We start from the raw sequence: 21,806 nt of genomic DNA, 5'->3' as shown, positions 1-21,806 counted from the left end.
GTACCTAGTGAGGGTATTACTGCCGTGTAATCCACCCAACACCGCGCGGGGGCCCCCCCCCGCGCCCCGGGGGGGCGCCCCCCCGCACCCCGCCCGGCGGGCCGGCTCGCCGCCAGGAAGGTGCCGGGAGGCGGTACGCCGTCCCTCGGGGGGAAGGCTTCGCAGATGGACGCCGTACTGCACGCACTGTCGATCACCGGGTCCATGACCTGGGAGATCGCCTGGGCCCTCATCCTGGGCTTCGCCCTGTCCGCGGTCGTCCAGGCCGTGGTCCGCAAGTCCACCGTCGTCTCCCTGCTCGGCGACGACCGGCCCCGCACCCTCGCCGTCGGCGCGGGCCTCGGCGTCGCGTCCTCGTCGTGCTCCTACGCCGCGGTGGCGCTGGCCCGTTCGCTGTTCCGCAAGGGCGCCGACTTCACCGCCGCGATGGCCTTCGAGATCGCCTCCACCAACCTCGTCGTCGAACTCGGCGTCATCCTCGCGCTGCTGATGGGCTGGCAGTTCACCGCGGCGGAGTTCGTCGGCGGCCCCGTCATGATCACCGTGCTGGCGGTCCTGTTCCGGCTGTTCCTGCGCGCGGGGCCGCTGCGCCGGGCCCGGGCGCAGGCAGAACGCGGGCTGGCCGGATCGATGGAGGGCCATGCCGCGATGGACATGTCGGTCCGCGGCACGGGCTCCTTCGTCCGGCGGCTGCTCTCCCGGGACGGTTTCACGGCCGTCAGTCACGTGTTCGTCATGGAATGGGCCGCGATCCTGCGCGACCTGGTCGTCGGCCTGCTCATCGCCGGCGCCGTCGCCGCCTGGGTCCCGGACACGTTCTGGCGCGCCTTCTTCTTCCACGGCCACCCGCTCGCCGCCGAGCTGTGGGGGCCCGTCGTGGGACCGCTGGTGGCGATCGCCTCGTTCGTGTGCTCCATCGGCAACGTGCCGCTGGCGGTGGTGCTGTGGAAGGGCGGTATCAGCTTCGGGGGTGTGGTGGCGTTCGTCTTCGCCGACCTGCTGATCCTGCCGATCCTCAACATCTACCGGAAGTACTACGGCCCCAGGATGGCCGCTTTCCTGGCGGCCACCTTCTTCCTGGCGGCGGTCGTCGCCGGATACGTCGTGGAGTTCGCCTTCGGCGGGCTCGGACTCGTCCCCGACCAGGCGGCGGCGAGGCTCCCCACGGAAGGCGTCAGCTGGAACTACACCACCTGGCTCGACATCGCCTTCCTGATCCTCGCCGCCGTGCTCCTGGTGCGGTTCCTGCGGACCGGCGGTCTGTCCATGCTGCGCGGGATGGGCGGCTCCCCGGACACCGGCCACGATCACGACCACGACGGGGCGATGCGGACGTGAGGATCAACGGGCCCCGGCCGCCGTGGCAGGCGCCTGTGCCGGGGTGTCGCGCAGGCCCAGGCGCAGATGCTCCACGTGGTAGAGGGCCTGTTCGAGCAGTTCGGCGACGTGGTTGTCGTAGAGGGCGTAGATGACCGAGCGGCCCCGGCGCTCGCCGGTGACCAGGCCGAGATTGCGCAGCAGTCGCAGCTGGTGGGAGCAGGCGGACTGCTCCATGCCCACGGCATCGGCGAGTTCGGTCGCCGCGCACGGGCCCTCCTGGAGGCGGGCGAGGATGCGCAGCCGGGAGGGCGTGGCGAGGGCCTGGAGGGTCACGGCCACGTCGGCGGCACCGACGGCTTCGAGGCGCTGGCGCGCGGTGGCGGTGGTCTTGGCGTCAGCTCCGTGGCCCATGCGTACATCCTACGGAGAAGAACGCATGAACGTATGAATGCTTCTTCATTTACTCCTGTACCGTGGAGGGGCGGTTCGCCGGGCCCCCGGCCGGCCGTGCCCTGACCGTGCCCTCGTCCCGTGCCCTTGTTCCGTGCCCTCGTCATGCCGTCGTGAAGGACTCCCGCCCCGATGACCTCCACCCTCACTCCGGCCCCGGCCGACCGCGCAGCGCGGCCGGCCGGGGCCCCGGGCGCACCCCGGCGCCGCACACGAGTGCTCGCGCTGCCCGAGGCGCGCTGGGCGGCCGCCGCCCTGGTTCTCTTCCTGATCGCGCTGCCGTCGCAGCTGACCGGCGCTCCCGCCTGGACATGGGGCCCTGCCTACGCGCTGACCTACGCGGCGGGCGGCTGGGAGCCGGGCTGGGCGGGACTGCGGGCGCTGAGGGACAAGACGCTCGACGTCGACCTGCTGATGGTGGTCGCCGCGCTCGGGGCGGCGGCGATCGGGCAGGTGATGGACGGTGCGCTGCTGATCGTCATCTTCGCCACCTCGGGTGCCCTGGAAGCACTCGCCACCGCCCGCACCGCGGACTCCGTGCGCGGTCTGCTCGACCTGGCACCGGCCACCGCCACCCGCGTCGAGTCCGACGGCAGCGAGGTCACCGTCGCCGTCGAGGAGCTGACCGTCGGCGACACGATCCTGGTACGGCCCGGCGAGCGCGTCGGCGCGGACGGACGTGTCCTGGACGGGGCGAGCGAGGTCGACCAGGCGACCATCACGGGTGAGCCGCTGCCCGTGGCCAAGGAGCGCGGCGACGAGGTCTTCGCCGGCACCCTCAACGGCACCGGCGTGCTGCGCGTCCACGTCGAACGCGACGCCTCCGAGACGGTGATCGCACGGATCGTGCGCATGGTGGAGGAGGCGTCCGGGACCAAGGCGCCGACCCAGTTGTTCATCGAGAAGGTCGAACAGCGTTACTCGCTGGGCATGGTGGCCGCGACCCTCGCCGTCTTCCTCGTCCCCCTCGCCTTCGGCGCCGCTCTCACGGGCTCGCTGCTGCGGGCGATGACCTTCATGATCGTGGCCTCGCCCTGCGCGGTGGTCCTGGCGACCATGCCGCCGCTGCTGTCGGCCATCGCCAACGCCGGACGGCACGGTGCGCTGGTCAAGTCGGCGGTGGTCATGGAGCGGCTCGGCCAGGTCGACGCGGTCGCGCTGGACAAGACCGGCACGCTGACCGAAGGCACGCCGCGGGTGACCGACGTACGGCCGCTGCCCGGGGCCGGGTTCGACGAGCCGGGCCTGCTGACCCTCGCCGCCGCGGCCGAGCACCCCAGCGAGCATCCGCTGGGCCGCGCCGTGGTGGAGGCGGCCCGTGAACGGGGACTCGCCCTGCCGGTGGCGGAGGACTTCCACTCCACGCCCGGTGTCGGTGTGAGGGCCACCGTCGGGGGACACGCCGTCGCGGTCGGCGCGCCCGCCCGGCTGCTCGCCGGTTCGGGTGACGCGGGCTCCACGGGCGCGGCGGACCAGGTCGCCGAGCTCGAGGACGGAGGTCGCACGGCTGTGCTGGTCGCGGTGGACGGCAGACCCGTCGGCGTGCTCGCCATCGCCGACCGACTGCGTCCCGACGCCACCGCCACCGTCGCCTCCCTGACGTCCCTGACCGGGACCGTGCCCGTGCTGCTGACCGGCGACAACGCGCGGGCCGCCGCCCGCCTCGCCGCCGAAGCCGGCATCGAGGACGTACGGGCCGGGCTGCTGCCCCACCACAAGGTGGGCGCCGTCAGGGAGCTCGAACGGTCCGGTCGCAAGGTGATGGTGGTCGGCGACGGTGTCAACGACGCCCCGGCCCTGGCGGCCGCACACACCGGTGTCGCCATGGGCCGGGCGGGCTCCGACCTGGCGCTGGAGACCGCCGACACCGTCGTCGTCCGCGACGAACTCGCCACGGTGCCCGCCGTGATCTGCCTGTCCCGCCGGGCCCGCGGGCTGGTCGTCCAGAACCTCGTCATCGCCGCTGTCTTCATCGCCGGTCTGGTCGCCTGGGACCTGGCCGGCCACCTCCCGCTGCCCCTCGGCGTCGCAGGACACGAGGGCTCCACCGTCATCGTCGGCCTCAACGGGCTGCGGCTGCTGCGCGAGGCGGCCTGGAAGCGAGCCGCCGAGTGAGCCGCCGCAGGACGGTCACCGTGTGCCGGGACCACCGCTACGACGCGGGCGGGATGCGGTAGACGGAGACGTGGGAACGTGACTCGGCCGTGAACTCGCCACCGGCCCAGTCCGCGTGTCTCGCCTCCAGCTCGAACCCGGCCAGTCGGGCCATGAGGTCCAGTTCGGCGGGCCAGATGTAGCGGTGCGGGCTGCGGAACAACCGCGCCTGCTGGGTGTCGTCGAAGTGGACGTGGTGCGACACCACGTGCTGACGCAGGACGTCGTAGGTGTCCAGACCGATGTAGCCGGGTTCGTTCTGCCAGACGGTGGCCGTCCGGCCCGGTGGGAGACTGCGCAGTTCCGGTACCCAGAGCTCGATCACGAACCGGCCGCCGGGCGTGAGGTGGCGGGCGGCGTTGCGGAAGCACTGGACCTGCTCGTCCTGGGTGAGCAGGTTGGAGATCGTGTTGTAGACGAGATAGACCAGGGTGTACTTCCCGGGGGCGGCGGTGGTCGCCATGTCACCGATGACCACGGGGATCGTCGACTCGTCCGCCTTCGTACGCAGTTGCTCCACCATCGGCAACGACAGCTCGATGCCGGTGACCGGCACTCCTCGCTCGGCGAGCGGCACGGCGACCCGGCCGGTCCCGATGGCGAACTCGAGCGCCGCACCGTGGTGCGCGAGCTCGGCGAGCCGGTCCACGGTCGGCCCGAGGACCTCCGGCGCGAACATGCCGGAACCGGGCGTGTCGTAGCGCTGGGCGGCATCGGCGTCCCAGATCTTCTCCTGCTGCATTCCCTCAACGCTCGCCGCCGGCCCGCGCGATGTCCAGCGGATTTCTCGTGTGCCGCCACTGCCGGGACGCCGGCCGGTGCGGCCCCCGGATCCGAGGACCAGCTGGCGGACCCCTTCGTCGGCCTGCTAGGTTTACGCCGAACGCAAGCCTTCTCGGAGCGGATTCCGATCCGCCGAGGAGGCTTTTCTCATGCCCGGAGCCTGCCTGCCTCCGGCAGTCGGTGAACCCGCCTCCATTCGGTGAACCCGCATCCCGCATCCCGCATCCCGCATCCCGTTTCCCGCTTCCTGCTTCCCGCCCCGCGTCCGCAAGAGGAGACCCTCGCATGCATCCACGTACGAACATCACGGCAGCGACCGGCACGTTGCGGCTGGGTGACCTGACCGTCAACCGCATCGGCTTCGGCGCGATGCGACTGACCGGAACCGCACCCTTCGGCCACGGTGTGCCGCGTGACCGCGAGACGTCGATCCGTGTGCTCCGGCGGGCGGTCGAGCTCGGCGTCAATCACATCGACACCGCCGCGTTCTACTTCTCGGCGACGCGTTCGGCCAACGAGCTGATCAATCGGGCGCTGGCGCCGTACCCGGAGGACCTGGTCATCACGACCAAGGTCTGGCCCGGCCGCGACCCCTCGGGAGCGTGGTGGTGGGCCACACCCTCTCAGCTGCGCGGACAGGTGGAGGAGAATCTGCGCCAACTCGGCCGCGACCACCTGGACGTGGTGAACCTGCGGGTGCCGCCGAGCCGGCGGACCGGCTCGATCGGCGAGCACTTCGGCGCGCTGGCCGAGCTGCGCGACGCCGGGCTGATCCGGCACCTCGGGGTCTCCAACGTCACCCCCGGGCAACTGGCCGAGGCCCTCGCCATCGCGCCGGTGGTCTGCGTGCAGAACCCCTACGCGATCGGCGCCTGCGACGAGGACCGGGCTCTTCTCCGGCTCTGCGGTGAACTCGGCCTCGCCTTCGTCCCGTTCTTCGCCATCGCCGGCTCAGGGCGCGAGGCGGGCCCGGCGGCCCGTGACAGCGAGGCGGGCCCGGCGAGCCGTGACCGTGAGGCGGTGCGGGCCGTGGCCCGCGCCCACGGTGTGTCCGCCGCGCAGGTCCGCCTGGCCTGGACCCTGCACCAGGGCCGGCATGTGCTGGCGATCCCCGGGACCGGGGACCCGGACCACCTGGCGCAGAACATGGAGGCCGGCTCGATACGGCTCACGGAGGAGGAGATGACACGCCTCACCTCGCTGCGGCCGGCCGGCGCACGGTAGGCCGTTCACCGGAGTCCCCACCCGGGGAAAACGCGCGTGCGTACGAGATCTCGGCCTGCCAGGATGGCGTGGGGAAGCGAGGTCTCGTGGACGAGTTGGGGCGATTTCGCCAGGCACTGGTCGCATGGGCGGCCGGCGGAGCGGGGGCGGCTGGGGCCGCCGCGGCGGCGCGGGGGCTGGCCGGCGGTGTGCGGACGGTCGTACTCGTCGAGGGGAGCAGCGATCAGGTCGCGCTCGAGACGCTGGCCACACGGCGCGGCCGCGACCTCGGCGCGGAGGGCGTCGCTGTCGTACCGCTCGGCGGTGCCACGAACATAGGGCGCTTCCTGGACGTGTGCGGTCCTGCGGGGCTCGGGCTCCCACTGGCCGGTCTCTGCGACATCGGGGAGGAGCGGCACTTCCGGCGTCATCTGGAGCGCGTCGGCCTCGGGTCCGGTCTCACGCAGACCGGACTGGAGACACTCGGGTTCCAGGTGTGCGTCGCCGACCTGGAGGACGAGCTGATCCGCGCTCTCGGTGCCGAGCGCGTGCGGCACGTGATCGACACCCAGGGCGAGACGCGCCCCTTCCTCACCTTCCAGGGCCAGCCGGCGCAGCGGGAGAGGCCCGTGGAGCACCAGCTGCGGCGCTTCATGGGCACGCACAGCGGCCGGAAGGCGCTCTACGCGCGAGCACTGGTCGCACACCTGGACCTCGGACGCGTTCCCCGGCCGCTGGAGCGCCTGCTCACGTACGTCGCCTGACGACCGGCAGCGGGGCCGGCCGGCCCCGCACCCCTCGTATCCTGGCCCTCGTGCCGTCCTCCCGTCTGCATCGTGTCGCCGTGCTCGTGCTCGAGGGTGCCAAGCCGCTCGATGTGGGCATCCCCGCACAGGTGTTCACGACCCGCGCGAGCATGCCGTACGAGGTGCGCGTGTGCGGGGCGGCGCCCGGCCTGGTGACCGGCGGCGACGGCCTGGCGTACCACGTCACCCACGGCCTGGACGCCCTCGCGTGGGCCGACATCGTCTTCATTCCCGGCTACCGTTTCCCGGACCGTGACGACCCGCCGCGGGCGGTCGTCGACGCGCTGATCGCCGCGCACGCCCGGGGCACGCGGCTCGCGGCCATCTCGACGGGCGCCTTCGCGCTCGCCGCGACGGGCCTGCTCGACGGAAGGCGCGCCACGACCCACTGGCACTACTCGAGGGCGCTCGCCGAGAAGCACCCGCTGGTCAAGGTCGACGAGAACGTTCTGTTCGTCGACGAGGGCAGCGTGCTGACCTCGGCCGGCGCGGCCTCGGGCATCGACCTGTGCCTGCACATCCTGCGCGGCGACCTCGGCGTGGCCGCGTCCAACCACGCGGCCCGGCGGCTGGTCGCGGCGCCCTACCGCAGCGGCGGTCAGGCGCAGTACGTGCCGCGCAGCGTGCCCGAGCCGCTCGGCGAGCGGTTCGCCGCGACCCGCGAGTGGGCGCTGCACCGGCTGGGCGAGGCCCTCACTCTCGAGGCGCTCGCCCGGCATGCGGCGGTCTCGCCGCGCACGTTCTCGCGGCGCTTCGTGGAGGACACGGGGTACACGCCGATGCAGTGGGTGATGCGAGCCCGTATCGACGTGGCCCGTGAGCTTCTGGAGCGTTCCCAGCTGAGCGTCGAGCAGATCGCCGCCGACGTGGGGCTGGGCACCGGCGCGAATCTGCGGCTGCACTTCCAGCGCATCCTCGGTACCACGCCGAGCGAGTACCGGCGCACCTTCGCCCGGGGCGAGTAGCCCGCCGTCGTGTGGCGCGATCCTTGTGAACCATGGCGATCACGCCGCTGTCCCGGGCGGACGCCGCGCGCGAGGCTGGTCGCGAACCGAAGGGACACCATTCATGACTCGCATCGCGATCAACGGATTCGGCCGCATCGGACGCAATGTGCTGCGCGCACTGCTCGAACGCGGCAGCGACCTCGAGGTCGTCGCCGTCAACGACCTCACCGAGCCCGCCGGCCTCGCGCGGCTGCTCGCCTACGACACGACGGCCGGCCGGCTCGGCCGCCCGGTGACCGTCGACGGGGACGCCCTGGTCGTCGACGGCCGGCGCATCGAGGTGCTCGCCGAGCGCGAACCGGCGCAGCTCCCGTGGGCCGCACTCGGCGTGGACATCGTGCTGGAGGCGACCGGCCGCTTCACGTCGGCGAAGGCGGCCCGCGCCCACCTCGACGCGGGCGCGAGGAAGGTGCTCGTCAGCGCGCCGTCGGACGGAGCCGACGTCACGCTCGCGTTCGGGGTCAACACCGACGCGTACGACCCGGACGTGCACACGATCGTCTCGAACGCCTCGTGCACGACCAACGCGCTCGCGCCGCTGGCCGCGGTGCTCGACGAGCTCGCCGGCATCGAGCACGGCTTCATGACGACGGTGCACGCCTACACGCAGGAGCAGAACCTCCAGGACGGTCCGCACCGCGACGCCCGCCGCGCCCGCGCCGCCGCCGTCAACATCGTGCCGACCACGACGGGCGCCGCCAAGGCGATCGGCCTCGTGCTGCCGAACCTCGACGGAAAGCTGTCGGGCGACTCGATCCGCGTGCCGGTTCCGGTGGGCTCGATCGTCGAACTGAACACCACCGTCGCCCGCGAGGTGACGCGCGACGACGTGCTGGCGGCGTACCGGACCGCGGCCGAGGGACCGCTCGCCGGCATCCTCGAGTACTCGGACGACCCGCTCGTGTCCTCCGACATCACGGGCAACCCGGCCTCGTCGATCTTCGACTCGGCCCTCACCCGCGTCGACGGCCGTCATGTCAAGGTGGTCGCCTGGTACGACAACGAGTGGGGCTTCTCGAACCGAGTGATCGACACGCTGGAACTCCTCGCCGGCCGCTGACCGGTCGCTTACGGCACCGGGCCGACCGGGCGCCCGCGGCGGCCACACGCGGCCGAGGCCCGCGGGCCGGGCTCCCGGATCACGCCGGGGCCGGGAGCCCGAAGCTCACGCCGGTCAGCGATTCCGACAGCTGCCACAGCCGGCTGCCGGTCTCCGGGTCGGCGGAGCGCGGGGCCGGCTTCACGCGCCGGGGCGCGCCCCGCAACTCGCCCATGCCGTCCGGCCCGAACAGCTCGCCGCCCCGCACGTCCGGCGCGGTGGCCGCGTACAGCTGGGGCAGTGCACCCTGGTCCGGGGACTGGGCGAACGGCAGCAGCAGGCGGCCGAAGAGCAGCTTCACCATGCCGACCGGGGCGCTGGTCTGAAGATGGGTGGCGGCGTAGCCGGGGTGGGCCAGCACGCTGCGCACCGGGCTGCCGGCGGCGCTCAGCCGTCGGTGCAGCTCCCGTCCGAACACGGCGTTGGCGAGCTTGGACTGGTTGTAACGGCCCATCGGGGAGTACGTCCGCTCGCCGGTCAGGTCGTCGAAGTGGATCCGGCCCAGGCGGTGGTTGGCCGACGTCACCGTGACCACGCGGGGGTCGTCGCCGTCCGTCATCAGGTCCAGCAGGAGGCCGGTGAGGGCGAAGTGGCCGAGGTGGTTGGCGGCGAACTGCAGCTCGAGGCCCTGCGCGGTGAGCGTACGCGGCGGCGCCATCACGCCCGCGTTGTTGACCAGCACGTCGGGCCGCACACCCTCGGAGCGCAGCCGGTCGGCGAACGTCCGGACCGAGTCCGGGTCGGACAGGTCCAGCCGGCGCACCTGGAGCCGGGCACCCGAGGTGTCGGCCGTCACCTCCGCGACCGTCCGTTGACCCTTGGCCTCGTCGCGTACGGCGAGGATCACGTGGGCGCCCTTGCGGGCGAGTGCCCGCGTGGTCGCCAGACCGAGGCCGCTGTTGGCTCCGGTGACGACGAAGACCCGGCCGTTCTGGTCCGGAATCCGATCAGCGGTCCAGGGTTGCTGACGCATCATCATAGGCTCACGGTGCCTTGCGTGACACCAAGTGTCAAGCGCGACATCCAGGCGCAGGCGTGGCACGGCGGATACGATGAGGAGATGAGCTCCCGTCCCACAGGAACGCTGGCCCAGCGCAAACGTCAGCTCGTCGCCGACGAGCTGACGCAGGCGGCGCTGACCCTGCTGGCGCGCGAAGGCTTCGACGCGGTCACGGTGGACGAGATCGCCGCCGCCGCGGGCGTGTCGAAGCGGACGTTCTTCCGCTACTTCGCCTCGAAGGAGGACGTGGTCGTCCAGTTCCTTGCCGACATGGGCTCCGCCATGTGCGACGAACTGGCGAGCCGCCCGGCGGCGGAGCCGCCCTCGGTCGCCCTGCGGCACACGGTGTGGCGCTCCATCGACGCGTGCGCCGGCCATGCCGACCGGGCTCTGCGTGTCGTGCAGCTGATCGTGGGGACGCCCGCCCTGCTCGCCCGCTTCCTGGAGCGCCAGGCCCAGTGGCGCGAGGAACTGGCGGCGGAGACGGCCGAGCGGCTCGGCCTCGACCTCGACACGGAGCTGTACCCGCGCCTGGCCGCCGGGATGGCCCTGACCGCCTTTCACACGGTTCTCCAGCGGTGGAGCGACAGCGACGGCACCGAGGACCCCGCCGCCCTGACCGAACGGTCCTTCGCCGTCATCGGACCGGCCCTGGACGCCGTCGTACGGACCGGCACGCCCGGCTCGGGCCCGTCGGCGCCCTGATGGATGTCGGAATTGCATGTATGTACGACTATTTGAGGTCAATGAGAAATTGATTGGTGTTTCGTAACAAGCAGTGTTTTTGGGCCTTTTGCCCGTGTCGGGGCGCGAGGATCGCTGTGTCCCCGGCCGAACCGGTCCGGGGAGCGGCGGGGCGTCAGCCCCACCTCGCACGGAAAGGTCTGAACATGATCAACGGGTTGAAGAGGGCGGCGGCCCTGGGGGCGGCGACGGTGGCCCTGGCCGCGGGCGCGGTCGTCGGCACGGTCGGCACCGCGTCGGCCGCACCGCAGCACCACCAGCCGCCGAGGCCGGCGCGCCACTGCGTGGAGGCGGCGGGCCACTGGACGTGGGTGCGGCACCCCGGATTCCGGGACCGGCACCACCGCTGGCACGCCGCCTACTGGACCCGCGTCTGGCACCCCACCCACCACCGCAACTGCCACCGCTGATCCCGCAACCGCCGCCGACACCGCCTCCAGCCGGCGGTGACGGCGATCCGGCCGGCCGTCGGCGCGTCCGCTCCAGGGCGCGCCGGCGGCCGGTCCGTCGTGTCGCCACCGCTCCCGGACCGAGCGGTGCGCCGGCCGCCGCGGGCCGCTACTCCTTGCCCTGGGCGCCCTTCTTCTTGAGGCGTCGTCGCTGTCGCGGCGTGACGTCCGTGCGGCCGTTCTGCTGCAGATAGGCTTCCTTGCGCCGATCGTTGTTCATGGCTGCTCCTGACGCCGGGTTGCCACCAGCATGGCCCGCGACCCCGCTCGAGGTGCGGCGGAGGCCGACGGCTGCGACCGTTTGAGGGATGGGGGATGGTCCAGGTGGGTGAGAACGGAGGCGGCCGTGGTGTTGGTGGCGCATCCTTCGCTCCTGCGGGAGCTGGTCGAACGGTGTGAGAGGCTCAGCCGGCGGGTGGCGTCCGGGGGTGGTTCGGACACCGCGCGCCAGCTCGAGGATGCCGCGTACACGCTGTGTGTGGTCACCGGCACCCGCCGGCTGGACGCGGCCTTGTTCGTGGCCCGCCGGCAGCTGGCCGACGCCATGGCACGACGGCAGCCTCGCCGCTGAACGTCGATCTGGGTGGGTTCGACGTCGCCGCCCGCGGCTGTGCGGGTGTGCGGCGCGGCCGGGAACCGAGCGACAGGATCCGCCGCCTCGACCCGTTGCGTTCATGACAAGACAGCGCTTACGGTGACGCGCGTCAACCACCGCCCGGTCGAGGGGACGCGATCATGAACGAGTCACAGGTCCAGGGGGGAAGCGTGGGTCGCCGCGCGCTGCTGCGGGGTGCGGCGGGCGTGACGGCCGCGCTGGGCGCGGCGGCGTTCGTCGACCTCGGCTCGGCGGGACGGGCCTCGGCCTACGGCTGGACCCGCACACTCCAGCAGGGCGCGTCCGGCTCGGACGTGGTCGAGTTGCAGATCCGCGTCGGCGGATGGGCGGCGTCGAGCGCCCAGAAGACGTACATCGCCTGGGACGGCGCCTTCGGCCCGGCCACCGACGGTGCGGTCAGACGCTTCCAGTCCGCCTACGGTCTGACCGCGGACGGCGTCGTCGGACCGCAGACGCAGAGCGTGCTCAACAGCCTGGAGAACGGGGACGGTTCGACCGCGCACTTCGACTGGAGCGAGTTCCAGTCCAAGGACGGCTCGGGGTTCAGCGGCGGCAAGGTGGGCGCCACCCAGGTCAAGGAGAACGTCCGGCGGCTGATGTACAAGCTGGAGGCGCTGCGCAAGAAGGCCGGCAACGCCGCGGTCACCATCAACTCCGGTTTCCGCAGCGTCGCGCACAACGCGTCGGTGGGCGGCGCGTCCAACAGCATGCACGTGTACGGCGTCGCCGCCGACGTCGTGGTCTCCGGGCACACCACCCTCCAGACGTACAGGATCGCCGAGACCTGCGGGTTCTCCGGACTGGAGGCGTACACGCACTCCTGGCAGCACGTGGACAGCCGCGTTCAGTACCCCTCGTACGGCTCCGGCTCCTGGTGGTGGGAGAGCGGCGTGGTGTGACCGTGACCGGCCGTCGTGGGCGACGCCCCGTGGTCAACCCCGGTCGAAGTGCCGGTCCAGGGCGGCCAGGATGTCGTCGACCGGCCCGAAGCTGATCACGGCGGTCGTTCCGCCCGCGATCTCGCCGCGCAGGGGGGAGAGGGCGTCGTGCGCCTGCGCGGCGAGCGAGGCGTCCTGGAGCAGGATCGCCGTGTGTGCGTTGACGGCCCAGAGCGCGTCGTACAGGTGGTCGGCAGGGGGCGTGGGCAGGCCGGCGGCGGCGTACCGGGCCGCCGCCGGGTTGCCGCGGGCGAGTTCGAGGAGGGGCCGCGCCCAGGGACGGCAGGGGCCCCAGTCGAGGCCGGGATCCGTCGGCGCGGGCCGTCGATGGCGCAGGCGGAGGGAGAGGAGCGCGAGCGGCAACATGCCGGCTTCCATCCCGGGCATGCCGGCACCGGCGAGGTCCGCGGCCACGGCGCGATAGGCGTGAGCGGCCTCGGCCGGGTCGTCCGACCGTTCCGCCAGCCGCATGGCCCGGTAGGCGGCGGTGAGAACGTGAACGAGCGGGGCCTCATGGACGGCGGCGAGCCGCTCGGCCGCCACGACGTGAGGCCGCGCGGCCTCGGCGTCGCCGCGGGCCGCGCAGACCTGGATCCTGATCAGATGGCCGAGGATCTCGAACATCGGCAGTTCATGTCGTGCGGCGACCTCGATGAGCTCGCCGGCGATCACGTCGCGTGCGCCGGTGCCCCCCGGGTGCTGGAAGGACTGCACGAACCGGGCGTTGAGCGCGAGTACCAGCACACCGGGGTCGTGCAGGTCCCGCGCGAGACGTTCGGCCTCGGTCGCCGCCTCGGCGGCCCAGCGGTCGCGGGTTCCGCGATGCTCCAGCCCCACGGTCGCGAGGAGGCGCGCGCGAAGCGCGGGAGGAGCCCCCGATCCCAGCCGGTGCAGGGTCCGTCGGACGGTCGCCACCAGGGCCGCGGCGCGCACGGGATCGTCGGAGCGGGTCCAGACGGTAGGGACGTCGTAGGCCGCGATCACGCGTGCGGTGAGGCCGGGGTCTCCCGTCCGTTCCGCCTCCGCGACCGCCCTGGCGCGCTGCTCCTGGGCCAGTACCAGGTTGGTGCCACCGGTGACCGCCGCGGCTCCGGCCACGGTGCTCATCGAGCGCAGCCGGGTGTAGATCCCCGTCGCCTCGGTGCGCGTGAGCAGGTGGAGCCGGTCCGCCTCCCGGGGCGCGGGCGTGAGGTGCGGAGCGTGCCGGAGGATGTCACGTTCCAGATGGTCCAGGAGGTCCACCGACTCCAGTCCGAACCGGTCCAGCAGCCCGGCGCGCGCGTCACGCAGCGAGGCCAGCGCGTCGACCTGCCGGCCGGCCTGGTAGAGGGCACGGGCCAGCAGCACCCAGGCGTGCTCCCGCCACGGATGTGCGGTGGCGAACGCCTCCAGTTCCGGGACGAGGATCGCGCCCCGCCCGAGATCGAGCACCGCCCGGGCACGCAGCTCGACGGCCTGGCGGTGCAGCTCTGTCAGGCGGGCGCGCTCCGGTGTCAGCCAGGGCGAGGCGTCGAGGTCCGCGTACGGCTCGCCACGCCACCACGAGAGCGCCTCGCCCAGCGCACCGGCCGCCCGGCCGCCGGATCCTTCGCGCGCCGCCCGAAGAGTGTCCTCGAACCGGTGGGCGTCGACGTGCGATCGTGGGATCCGCAGGGCGTACGCGGTACCGACGGTCTCGATGACTCGCGACCGGGCGCGCGGGCGGCGATCCGGCTCGAGGGCGCGGCGCAGCTCGGCGACGAAGGTGCGGATCGTCCCGGCCGCCGTGGGCGGCGGCTCCTCCCAGAGATCATCGACCAGCACCGGCAACGGTACGGCCCGGCCACCGGCCGCGACCAGCCGTCCCAGAAGCTCGCGCCGGCGGCGGCTGCCCACCGCCACAGGGCGGCCCTCGCTGTCGGTGACCTCGATCGGCCCGAGCACCTCGACGAAGATCTCCATGCCCTCATTGTCGTCCGCACGCCGTCGGCGCCGGCCGCCGCTGATTCACTGCTGACCCGGCTCTTTGATGCTCCTGCCGTCCACACATCCACCCGTGAGCGTCAGTGGTTCACGGGTGGGGGAGAGCAGGAGAAGGAGACGACAACGATGGGCATCACCATTCCGGGCTTCGAGACACGCCCGATCCCCGTGGCCGACGGCGTGGAGCTGAACGCCGCGGTCGGCGGCGAAGGACCGGCACTCGTACTGCTGCACGGCTTTCCCCAGACACACCTGATGTGGCGGCACGTCGCACCCGTCCTGGCCGCGCGCCACACCGTGGTCTGCCCCGATCTTCGCGGCTACGGCGCCAGCGGCAAACCCGAAGCGGTCGCCGAGGACACCTACTCGAAGCGGACGATGGCCGCGGACGTCGTCGGCCTGGCCGACGCCCTCGGGTTCGACCGGTTCGCGCTGGTCGGGCACGACCGCGGCGCGCATGTCGCCTTCCGGGCCGGTCTGGATCACCCGCACCGGATCAGCCACCTGGGCATCCTCGACATCGTTCCCACCCTGGACACCTGGAACGTCCTCCACGGGGCCGGCGCGGCGGTGGCCTTCCACCTGTATCTGATGGCCCAGCCGCCCGGACTGCCCGAGCGGATGATCGCGGGCAGCGCCGACGCGTTCTTCGGCCACTTCCTCGACATCTGGTCCGCGAGCCCCGGGGCGATCCCCGCGGACGTACGAGCCGAGTACCTCCGCGCCTGCCGGGGCGCCGTCGCGTCGATCGTCGCCGACTACCGCGCCACCGCGACCGTCGACATCGAGCACGACCAGGCCGACCTCGACGCCGGCAACCGGCTCACCATGCCGGTCACGGTCGTCCAGCAGGACTGGGGCCAGCAGCTGGGGTTCGACGCCGCCGCGATCTGGCGGCCCTGGGCCGGCGACCTTCGGCACTTCACCACCCGGGCGGGCCACTTCATGGCCGAGGAGGCTCCCGAGGACATCGCCACGCTGATTTTCGACCTGGTGAAACGCTGATCGCCACGGACCCTTGTGTCCGTCAGCGGTCATCGGCCGGCGCACCGCCCCACGTCCGTCACCGGTCATGCCCGATGCCCACGGCGACGGCGACGGCGGCGCTCGGCCTCGGCGATCTCGCCCGCGATCGGAAGCCAGTAGTAGGGAACGAAGGCGGCGATCACGGCCATGCCGAGGACGGGAACGAAGGCGCCGAGCAGGGTTCCGATGGCGAGCCAGACCAGGGCGAGGCGGAAGCGCCGGCCGATCGCCGCCACGCCGGCCGCATCGATCGTGGTGGCGAGGAGCCGCCGGTCACGGCGGACATAGCCCCAGATGATGTTGAACAGAACGGCAAGGAGTTCGAAGGCGGCGCCGTGGAGGACGACAGCGGTGCGCTCCCCGTGCCCGTCACGGAACGCCTGAGCCAGCACGGAGGCGGCGAACGGCAGGAACGCGACGTCCATGAGCAGCACGGTGTTGAGGAAGAGCACCACCCGGTCGGCGCTGCGGATGTGGTCGAACATGAGGTGGTGGTTGACCCAGACCTGTCCGATCAGCATGAAGGTGACGACGTAGGCCAGGTAGGACGGCCAGAGTGCGGCGAGGCCGTGCAGCAGACGGCTGGTGTCGTGCGGCGGGTGGATCTCCAGGACGAGCAGGGTGACGGCGATGGCGATGACACCGTCGCTGAACGCGACCACCCGGGCGGGATCGCGCTCCACGCCGAACGACGTCGCCCCTTCTCGCCGGCCGCCCGGTTCGTGAACAGGCTCTCTCATCGCCCCAGCCTCCGGCACCGCAGGCTCCAGCGCGCGCATCCGAGGAGCGTTTCCTCGGCGCCTGGGTCGGGGCGCGGCGCGGCCCCGCACCGCGCGTGCAATCTCCCCGGTCTGAATCGCGGCCGTACCGGCCCACGCATAGGATCGGCACCAGCGCACAGGTCTCAGCGCCATGAGGGGCCGCCGCGGCCGGCCGTCCCGCAGGAGGTCAGCGATGGCGACGCTGCTGTCCGTCAACGTAGGCATGCCCAAGGACGTCTCCTGGCAGGGGAGGACCGTCCGCACCGGTGCCTGGAAGGCGCCCGTCGAGGGCCCCCGTATGGTGCGGCGGCTGAACGTCGACGGAGACGGTCAAGGAGACCTGGCCGGGCACGGCGGCGAGATCCGAGCCGTCCTCGTGTACCAGCGGCAGTCCTACCAGTACTGGCAAAAGGAACTCGGCCGCGACGACCTGACCTACGGGATCTTCGGGGAGAACTTCACCGTCGACGGCCTGCCCGACGACGAGGTGTGCATCGGCGACCGGTACCGCATCGGCGAAGCGGAGTTCGAGGTCACCCAGCCCCGTGTCACCTGCTACCGGGTCGGCATGCGCCTGGGCGAACCCGCCATGGCCTCCCTGCTGGTCGCCCACCACCGCCCCGGCTTCTACCTGCGGGTCATCACCGAAGGACGCGTCCAGGCCGGCGACGAGATCACCCTCACCCGAAGGGGCCCCGAAGAACTCACCGTCGCCGACACCGACGCACTGCTCTACCTCCCCGACCGCGACCCCGCCAAGCTGCGCAAAGCACTGAACATCCCCGCCCTCAGCCCCGGATGGCAGCAGTCCTTCCGCGACCTCGCCGCCGCCCAGCAGCCCCAGCAGGAACCGGGATGGCCGGGCGAACGCGCCGCCACGCGGCAGCCGGGAGCGGAGCCGGGATGGCCGGGCTTCAAACCCATGCGCGTCGCCCGCGTCGTCGCCGAGACCCCCACCGTCTCGTCGATCTACCTCGACACCACGGACGGCACCCCACTGCCGCAGGCCCGCCCGGGCCAGTACCTGTCCATCCGCCTCCCCGTCGGCGACGCGGCCCCCGCGGTACGCAGCTACTCACTCTCCTCCGCGCCCACCGCCGGCACCTACCGCATCAGCGTCAAGCACGAGCCTCACGGAAAGGTCAGCGGCTACATCCACGGCACGCTCCGTCCCGGGGACCTCGTGGACATCGCAAGCCCCCGCGGGACGTTCGTGCTCGAAGAGGGAACCCGCCCGGTCGTGCTCGTCTCCGCGGGGATCGGCGCCACTCCCGTGCTCGCCATGCTGCACCGGCTCGCCGCCACGGCGGATCCGCGTCCCGTCTGGTGGATCCACACCGCCCACGACCGCGCCCACCACGCCTTCGCGGACGAGACCCACACCCTCCTGACGCAACTCCCCGACGCCCATGAGCACATCTACTACACCGCCGAAGGCCCCCACCCCGGCGAACCCCACATCACCCAGGGCCGCCCGAGCGCCCGATCCCTCGCCGCCCTGGGCGTCCCCACCGACGCCGACGCCTACCTCTGCGGACCGCCCGCCTTCATGGACGACGTCGGCGGCCTCCTCCGCGCACACGGACTGCGCCCCGAGCGGATCCACACCGAACAGTTCAGCGCGCTGCCCGCCATCAACCCCGGCGTCACCCCGGCCGCGGTGATCCGGCCGCACCAGCCACCCGGCCGCACGGGCACCGGCCCCCTCATCACCTTCGCCCGCAGCGGCATCACCACCGCCTGGTCACCCGCCCGTGCGACCCTCCTCGAACTCGCCGAAGCCTGCGACATCCCCACCCGGTGGTCCTGCCGGACCGGTGTCTGCCACACCTGCGTCACCCACCTCGTGGCAGGCGACGTCACCTACACCACCCCACCCCTCGAACTCCCCGAGCCCGGCACCGTCCTCGTCTGCTGCAGCGAACCGGCCACCGACGTCGTCCTCGACCTGTAGCCGGGGCCAGGGGCGGACCCGCTCGGCGGGCGGCGGGTGCCGAGGACTTGCCCGGCCTGCGGCGCTGGACGCGCTCAGCGAGGCCGAGGCGAGGAATTCGCCTGGGCACAGGCACCGGCACCGGCACCGGCGCCGGCGCCGAGCAGGCGGAGCAGGCTGGTGCGGGGGGCGTCCTGCGCGGCCGTGGCTGACAGCCGACCGGCGTCCTGCTCCTCGCTCGCGGCATGGCCGAGCCTGATGGTCGCCGCGACCAGCCAGTCGACGGGCAGCCGGTCGTCGAACTCTCCGGTCCGCCGCCCGTGTTCGATGACCCGTCCTACACCCTGCACTGCTCGCGGCGAGGCAGGGATCTCGCCGTCGAGGTCTACTTCTTCGGCCGGTTCGCGCCCGACGGGCGGATGCGGCAGGCGCACATGAGCACCCGCATGGTTGCCGTGGACGGTGCCGACGAGCGGGGCGAAACGACGATGTGACCGGGTGTGGTCGCACAGGGTAGGCCGGCGTGCCGGCCCTGACCGCCGTTGCTATGCCAGCGACAGGAACAGTTTCTCCATGCGGGCGCGCATGCGTTGGGCGTCCTCGCCGTTGGTCCGGCCGGATTCGATGTCGGCCACGCACTGCTGGAGACCGGTCGCGATGATGGCGAAACCGGCACGGTCCAGCGCCCGTGACGCGGCGGCGAGTTGGGTGACGACCTCCTCGCAGTCCCGGCCCTCCTCGATCATCCGAATCACTCCGGAGATCTGGCCCTGTGCCCGGCGCAGCCGGTTGAGGACCGACTTCAGTTCGGCACCCGCCAGGTCAAGATCCATCATCACTCCCCATGAAATACCCCCTGGGGTAATATACCCCCTTTGGTGTCCGAGGTTCCCGGACGCCTGTGGGCTCGGCGACATGGCCGCCCTGGCGGTCTCCAGGGCGGGCCGGGTTCGACCACGGACTGAAGCCCGCCCTCGCCCGCCTTCCCGCTGATCGGCACCTTCAAGTCTTCGAGTGGCGCACACCGCGGCCGACGCCGATCGATGAGGTCCCCGCACGAGGACCACAACACACTCCACATACCCCCGGGGGTACCCATGTTAGGGTGCCATATACCCCCGGGGGTAATTCCTGGGTGTTCTCGACGGGAAGGAAGCATCCCCGTGTTCTTCATCGACACCATGGAGCTCGAGGGCCTGGGCAACCGGAGCTATCTGGCCGGTGGCCGGCGGACGGCCGTGGCGGTCGACCCGCCGCGCGACGTCGACCAGGTGCTGGCAGCGGCCGCGCGACGCGGCGTACGGATCGCGTATGTCGTGGAGACCCACCTGCACAACGACTACGTGACGGGCGGCCTGGAGCTGGCCCGGGTGTCGGGCGCCGCCTACCTGGTGCCGGCCGGGGCGCACGTCTCGTTCGCGCGGGTGCCGGTGGCCGACGGCGACACCGTCACCGTCGACAGCGGGCTGGAGCTGCGCGCGGTCGCCACGCCCGGCCACACCCCGCACCACACCTCCTACGTCCTCCAGGAGCAGACGCGGCCGGTGGCCGTGTTCACCGGCGGGTCACTGCTGATCGGCACCGTGGGCAGGCCGGACCTGGTCGAACCGCGGCTGACCGAACGGCTGGCCCGCGCCCAGCACGCCTCAGCGCACCGCCTGGCGGCCGAGCTGCCGGACGAGACCTCCGTACTGCCGACGCACGGCTTCGGCAGCTTCTGCTCCTCCGCGCAGGCCGCGGGGGACACCACCACGATCGGCACGGAGAAGTCCGTCAACGCGGCGCTGACCACGGACGTGGACTCCTTCGTCGCCCGGCTGCTCGCGGATCTCGACGACATCCCCGCCTACTACACGCACATGGGCCCGGCCAATGCCGCCGGTCCGGCGCCGGTGGACCTGACCCCTCCGGCCATCGCGGACGCGGACGAGATCGCCGCCCGGCTCGCGGCCGGAGAGTGGGTCGTGGACCTGCGCAACCGCGTGGCATTCGCCGAAGGCCATGTCGCCGGGTCGTTCAACTTCGAGGCGGACGGCAAGATCGCCACCTATCTGCCCTGGATGATCCCGTGGGGCAAGCCGGTGACACTGCTCGCCGAGTCCGCCGAGCAGCTGGCCGCCGCCCAGCGTGAACTCGTCCGGGTCGGCATCGACCGGCCGGCCGCCGCCGCGACCGGCACCCCACGGCAGTGGATCCCCGAGCGCGACAGCCTCGCCTCCTTCCCCCGCTCGACGTTCCGGGGCCTGGCCGAGCACGGTACGGACGGCATCGTCGTCCTGGACGTACGCCGCGACTCCGAGCGAGCACGCGGGTACATCGAGGACTCCGTGCACATCCCGATCCATCAGGTGCACGAGCGCCTGGGTGAGGTGCCGGCCGGCACCGTCTGGGTGCACTGCGCGGGCGGGGCGCGCGCCGCTGTCGCCGCCTCGCTGCTGGACGCCGCGGGCCGTGACGTCGTGGCCGTCGACGACGGCTTCGACGCCGCCGCCGAGGCCGGACTGGCCGTCGTCACCTCCGGCTGACACGACCCGGCCGGACGATCCTCCCGAACCTCCCAAGCCCGAAACGTGCAAGAGACTGTGATGTCCCACTTCCGCCATCGCGGCCCGGACCATGCCACCGTGGACGAGGCCCACCGGCGCACCCACGGGTGCGGCGGGCGCAGCTCCCAGCAGACGTTGGCACCGCCGGCCGAACACGGCGCCGCGGCCCCTGAAGTCCTCGAAGTCCTCGAAGCCCTCGAGGCCCTCGGAGTCGACGACGGTTCGACGGCATGACCGCCCTGATCCTCGCGCTGCTCGCCGGAGCCGTCATCGGCCTGGCCCTGGGCGGCCTCGGCGGAGGCGGCAGCGTCCTCGCCGTGCCCGCCCTGATCTACCTGCTCCACTTCACCCCCGCCGAGGCGACGACCGCGGGCCTGATCATCGTGAGCGTCACCTCGGTCACCGCACTGACCGGCCACGCCCGGGACGGCAACGTCGCCTGGCGGACCGGACTGCTCTTCGCCCTGGCGGGCATCGTGCCCGCGACGATCGCCGGGGCCGCCGCCGGCCGTCTGCCCGAGTCCCTGCTCATCGTCGCCTTCGCCGGCACAGCGGCGCTCGCCGCCCTGCGCATGCTGCGGTCCGCACGTTCCGAGCCGTCCGGCCGGGTCCGCCCCGGCAAGGCGGGCGCGGCGGGCGCCGGGCTCGGCGCGGTGACCGGATTCCTCGGCGTGGGCGGGGGCTTCCTCGCCGTGCCCGCGCTGGTGGGCGTGCTCGGACTGACCATGCGCCGGGCGGTCGGCACCAGCCTGCTGGTCATCACGGTCAACTCGCTCGCGGCCCTGGCCGCCCGGGCCGGCACCGGGACGCAGCCGCACTGGGCGGTCATCGCACCGTTCACCGCGGCGGCGATCCTGGGCGCCTGGGACGGCAAACGTCTCTCGAAGAGGATCCGGAGCGCAACCCTGCGGACCGTCTTCGCCTACGTGCTGCTCGCGGTCGCCGTGTTCATGCTCGCCGACGCGCTCACCTGACTCATCCCGCGTTCATGCTCATCGACACACTGACC

Annotated in this window: 22 protein-coding genes; 16 read left to right on the top strand and 6 right to left on the bottom strand. The window is 72.4% G+C overall.

The window, feature by feature from the left end:
• Positions 1-165 precede the first annotated feature (165 nt).
• Positions 166-1,338: a permease gene (locus ABZ484_RS21675; RefSeq protein WP_358867531.1), complete on the top strand. Its 1,173-nt coding sequence runs from the start codon at positions 166-168 to the stop codon at positions 1,336-1,338.
• 3 nt (positions 1,339-1,341) lie between these two features.
• Here ABZ484_RS21675 and ABZ484_RS21670 read toward each other — a convergent pair whose 3' ends face one another.
• Positions 1,342-1,731 carry a metalloregulator ArsR/SmtB family transcription factor gene (locus ABZ484_RS21670; RefSeq protein ID WP_306185254.1) on the bottom strand — a complete coding sequence of 130 codons (390 nt, stop codon included), beginning with the start codon at positions 1,729-1,731 and terminating at the stop codon, positions 1,342-1,344.
• 171 nt (positions 1,732-1,902) lie between these two features.
• On the opposite strand from ABZ484_RS21670, the gene ABZ484_RS21665 reads away from it, so the two are divergent.
• Positions 1,903-3,885, top strand: coding sequence for a heavy metal translocating P-type ATPase (locus ABZ484_RS21665; RefSeq protein WP_358867530.1), 1,983 nt, complete (start codon positions 1,903-1,905; stop codon positions 3,883-3,885).
• 37 nt (positions 3,886-3,922) lie between these two features.
• Here the strand turns inward: ABZ484_RS21665 and ABZ484_RS21660 are convergent, their stop codons facing one another.
• Positions 3,923-4,666 (bottom strand): class I SAM-dependent methyltransferase, encoded by a 744-nt coding sequence (locus ABZ484_RS21660; RefSeq protein ID WP_358867529.1) that lies wholly within the window; start codon positions 4,664-4,666, stop codon positions 3,923-3,925.
• Positions 4,667-4,992: 326 nt separating this feature from the next.
• On the opposite strand from ABZ484_RS21660, the gene ABZ484_RS21655 reads away from it, so the two are divergent.
• From ABZ484_RS21655 to gap, 4 genes are all read left to right on the top strand, one after another.
• Positions 4,993-5,931, top strand: coding sequence for an aldo/keto reductase (locus ABZ484_RS21655; RefSeq protein ID WP_358867528.1), 939 nt, complete (start codon positions 4,993-4,995; stop codon positions 5,929-5,931).
• An 86-nt stretch (positions 5,932-6,017) separates the two neighbouring features.
• Entirely contained in the window at positions 6,018-6,674 is a 657-nt protein-coding gene (locus ABZ484_RS21650; protein ID WP_358867536.1) for an ATP-dependent endonuclease, read from the top strand.
• A 50-nt stretch (positions 6,675-6,724) separates the two neighbouring features.
• Positions 6,725-7,681: a helix-turn-helix domain-containing protein gene (locus ABZ484_RS21645; RefSeq protein ID WP_358867527.1), complete on the top strand. Its 957-nt coding sequence runs from the start codon at positions 6,725-6,727 to the stop codon at positions 7,679-7,681.
• A 103-nt stretch (positions 7,682-7,784) separates the two neighbouring features.
• Entirely contained in the window at positions 7,785-8,783 is a 999-nt protein-coding gene (gap, locus tag ABZ484_RS21640) for a type I glyceraldehyde-3-phosphate dehydrogenase (RefSeq protein ID WP_358867526.1), read from the top strand.
• A 79-nt stretch (positions 8,784-8,862) separates the two neighbouring features.
• Here gap and ABZ484_RS21635 read toward each other — a convergent pair whose 3' ends face one another.
• On the bottom strand, positions 8,863-9,798 hold the full coding sequence (locus tag ABZ484_RS21635) for an oxidoreductase (RefSeq protein ID WP_358867535.1): 936 nt from the start codon (positions 9,796-9,798) through the stop codon (positions 8,863-8,865).
• An 84-nt stretch (positions 9,799-9,882) separates the two neighbouring features.
• Between ABZ484_RS21635 and ABZ484_RS21630 the strand changes: the two genes are divergently transcribed.
• From ABZ484_RS21630 to ABZ484_RS21615, 4 genes are all read left to right on the top strand, one after another.
• Positions 9,883-10,527: a TetR family transcriptional regulator gene (locus tag ABZ484_RS21630; RefSeq protein ID WP_358867525.1), complete on the top strand. Its 645-nt coding sequence runs from the start codon at positions 9,883-9,885 to the stop codon at positions 10,525-10,527.
• Between the two features lie 185 nt (positions 10,528-10,712).
• Positions 10,713-10,976, top strand: a complete 264-nt coding sequence (locus ABZ484_RS21625) for a hypothetical protein (protein WP_358867524.1) — start codon at positions 10,713-10,715, stop codon at positions 10,974-10,976.
• Between the two features lie 388 nt (positions 10,977-11,364).
• Positions 11,365-11,586 carry a DUF5133 domain-containing protein gene (locus tag ABZ484_RS21620; protein WP_358867534.1) on the top strand — a complete coding sequence of 74 codons (222 nt, stop codon included), beginning with the start codon at positions 11,365-11,367 and terminating at the stop codon, positions 11,584-11,586.
• A gap of 164 nt (positions 11,587-11,750) precedes the next feature.
• Complete coding sequence (locus tag ABZ484_RS21615; RefSeq protein ID WP_358867523.1) at positions 11,751-12,530, top strand: D-Ala-D-Ala carboxypeptidase family metallohydrolase; 780 nt, start codon at positions 11,751-11,753, stop codon at positions 12,528-12,530.
• A 33-nt stretch (positions 12,531-12,563) separates the two neighbouring features.
• Here ABZ484_RS21615 and ABZ484_RS21610 read toward each other — a convergent pair whose 3' ends face one another.
• The gene (locus ABZ484_RS21610) at positions 12,564-14,510 is read right to left on the bottom strand and encodes an AfsR/SARP family transcriptional regulator (protein WP_358867522.1); all 1,947 of its coding nucleotides are present in this window, start codon (positions 14,508-14,510) and stop codon (positions 12,564-12,566) included.
• Positions 14,511-14,657: 147 nt separating this feature from the next.
• Between ABZ484_RS21610 and ABZ484_RS21605 the strand changes: the two genes are divergently transcribed.
• A complete protein-coding gene (locus ABZ484_RS21605; protein WP_358867521.1) occupies positions 14,658-15,536 on the top strand; it encodes an alpha/beta hydrolase in 879 nt (292 codons plus the stop codon).
• 65 nt (positions 15,537-15,601) lie between these two features.
• On the opposite strand, the gene ABZ484_RS21600 is transcribed toward ABZ484_RS21605, so the two are convergent.
• On the bottom strand, positions 15,602-16,297 hold the full coding sequence (locus ABZ484_RS21600; RefSeq protein WP_358867520.1) for a TMEM175 family protein: 696 nt from the start codon (positions 16,295-16,297) through the stop codon (positions 15,602-15,604).
• Between the two features lie 214 nt (positions 16,298-16,511).
• Here ABZ484_RS21600 and ABZ484_RS21595 point away from each other — a divergent pair, with 214 nt between their 5' ends.
• Complete coding sequence (locus ABZ484_RS21595; RefSeq protein ID WP_358867519.1) at positions 16,512-18,272, top strand: MOSC and FAD-binding oxidoreductase domain-containing protein; 1,761 nt, start codon at positions 16,512-16,514, stop codon at positions 18,270-18,272.
• Between the two features lie 224 nt (positions 18,273-18,496).
• Positions 18,497-18,745, top strand: coding sequence for a hypothetical protein (locus ABZ484_RS21590; RefSeq protein ID WP_358867518.1), 249 nt, complete (start codon positions 18,497-18,499; stop codon positions 18,743-18,745).
• Positions 18,746-18,796: 51 nt separating this feature from the next.
• Here the strand turns inward: ABZ484_RS21590 and ABZ484_RS21585 are convergent, their stop codons facing one another.
• The gene (locus ABZ484_RS21585; protein ID WP_358867517.1) at positions 18,797-19,084 is read right to left on the bottom strand and encodes a metal-sensitive transcriptional regulator; all 288 of its coding nucleotides are present in this window, start codon (positions 19,082-19,084) and stop codon (positions 18,797-18,799) included.
• 330 nt (positions 19,085-19,414) lie between these two features.
• Here ABZ484_RS21585 and ABZ484_RS21580 point away from each other — a divergent pair, with 330 nt between their 5' ends.
• The 3 genes from ABZ484_RS21580 to ABZ484_RS21570 are packed head-to-tail and all read left to right on the top strand — an operon-like array spanning position 19,415 to position 21,771.
• Positions 19,415-20,776, top strand: a complete 1,362-nt coding sequence (locus ABZ484_RS21580) for an MBL fold metallo-hydrolase (protein WP_358867516.1) — start codon at positions 19,415-19,417, stop codon at positions 20,774-20,776.
• Between the two features lie 45 nt (positions 20,777-20,821).
• On the top strand, positions 20,822-21,031 hold the full coding sequence (locus tag ABZ484_RS21575; protein WP_358867515.1) for a hypothetical protein: 210 nt from the start codon (positions 20,822-20,824) through the stop codon (positions 21,029-21,031).
• Positions 21,028-21,771: a sulfite exporter TauE/SafE family protein gene (locus ABZ484_RS21570; RefSeq protein WP_358867514.1), complete on the top strand. Its 744-nt coding sequence runs from the start codon at positions 21,028-21,030 to the stop codon at positions 21,769-21,771. Before ABZ484_RS21575 ends, ABZ484_RS21570 begins: the two co-directional genes overlap by 4 nt.
• Positions 21,772-21,806: the final 35 nt, after the last annotated feature.

Source organism: Streptomyces sp. NPDC006393 (assembly GCF_040628575.1).
Lineage (GTDB): Bacteria > Actinomycetota > Actinomycetes > Streptomycetales > Streptomycetaceae > Streptomyces.
This window is presented reverse-complemented; position numbering and strand designations above follow the sequence as displayed.

Excerpts from the sequence above, each read along its gene's own strand:
- ABZ484_RS21590 (WP_358867518.1), top strand. The coding sequence starts at position 18,497 with ATGGCCGAGCCTGATGGTCGCCGCGACCAGCCAGTCGACGGGCAGCCG.
- ABZ484_RS21630 (WP_358867525.1), top strand. The coding sequence starts at position 9,883 with ATGAGCTCCCGTCCCACAGGAACGCTGGCCCAGCGCAAACGTCAGCTC.
- ABZ484_RS21610 (WP_358867522.1), bottom strand. The coding sequence starts at position 14,510 with ATGGAGATCTTCGTCGAGGTGCTCGGGCCGATCGAGGTCACCGACAGC.
- gap (WP_358867526.1), top strand. The coding sequence starts at position 7,785 with ATGACTCGCATCGCGATCAACGGATTCGGCCGCATCGGACGCAATGTG.
- ABZ484_RS21660 (WP_358867529.1), bottom strand. The coding sequence starts at position 4,666 with ATGCAGCAGGAGAAGATCTGGGACGCCGATGCCGCCCAGCGCTACGAC.
- ABZ484_RS21615 (WP_358867523.1), top strand. The coding sequence starts at position 11,751 with ATGAACGAGTCACAGGTCCAGGGGGGAAGCGTGGGTCGCCGCGCGCTG.
- ABZ484_RS21635 (WP_358867535.1), bottom strand. The coding sequence starts at position 9,798 with ATGATGCGTCAGCAACCCTGGACCGCTGATCGGATTCCGGACCAGAAC.
- ABZ484_RS21665 (WP_358867530.1), top strand. The coding sequence starts at position 1,903 with ATGACCTCCACCCTCACTCCGGCCCCGGCCGACCGCGCAGCGCGGCCG.
- ABZ484_RS21595 (WP_358867519.1), top strand. The coding sequence starts at position 16,512 with ATGGCGACGCTGCTGTCCGTCAACGTAGGCATGCCCAAGGACGTCTCC.
- ABZ484_RS21585 (WP_358867517.1), bottom strand. The coding sequence starts at position 19,084 with ATGGATCTTGACCTGGCGGGTGCCGAACTGAAGTCGGTCCTCAACCGG.
- ABZ484_RS21625 (WP_358867524.1), top strand. The coding sequence starts at position 10,713 with ATGATCAACGGGTTGAAGAGGGCGGCGGCCCTGGGGGCGGCGACGGTG.
- ABZ484_RS21670 (WP_306185254.1), bottom strand. The coding sequence starts at position 1,731 with ATGGGCCACGGAGCTGACGCCAAGACCACCGCCACCGCGCGCCAGCGC.
- ABZ484_RS21605 (WP_358867521.1), top strand. The coding sequence starts at position 14,658 with ATGGGCATCACCATTCCGGGCTTCGAGACACGCCCGATCCCCGTGGCC.
- ABZ484_RS21675 (WP_358867531.1), top strand. The coding sequence starts at position 166 with ATGGACGCCGTACTGCACGCACTGTCGATCACCGGGTCCATGACCTGG.
- ABZ484_RS21570 (WP_358867514.1), top strand. The coding sequence starts at position 21,028 with ATGACCGCCCTGATCCTCGCGCTGCTCGCCGGAGCCGTCATCGGCCTG.
- ABZ484_RS21600 (WP_358867520.1), bottom strand. The coding sequence starts at position 16,297 with ATGAGAGAGCCTGTTCACGAACCGGGCGGCCGGCGAGAAGGGGCGACG.
- ABZ484_RS21655 (WP_358867528.1), top strand. The coding sequence starts at position 4,993 with ATGCATCCACGTACGAACATCACGGCAGCGACCGGCACGTTGCGGCTG.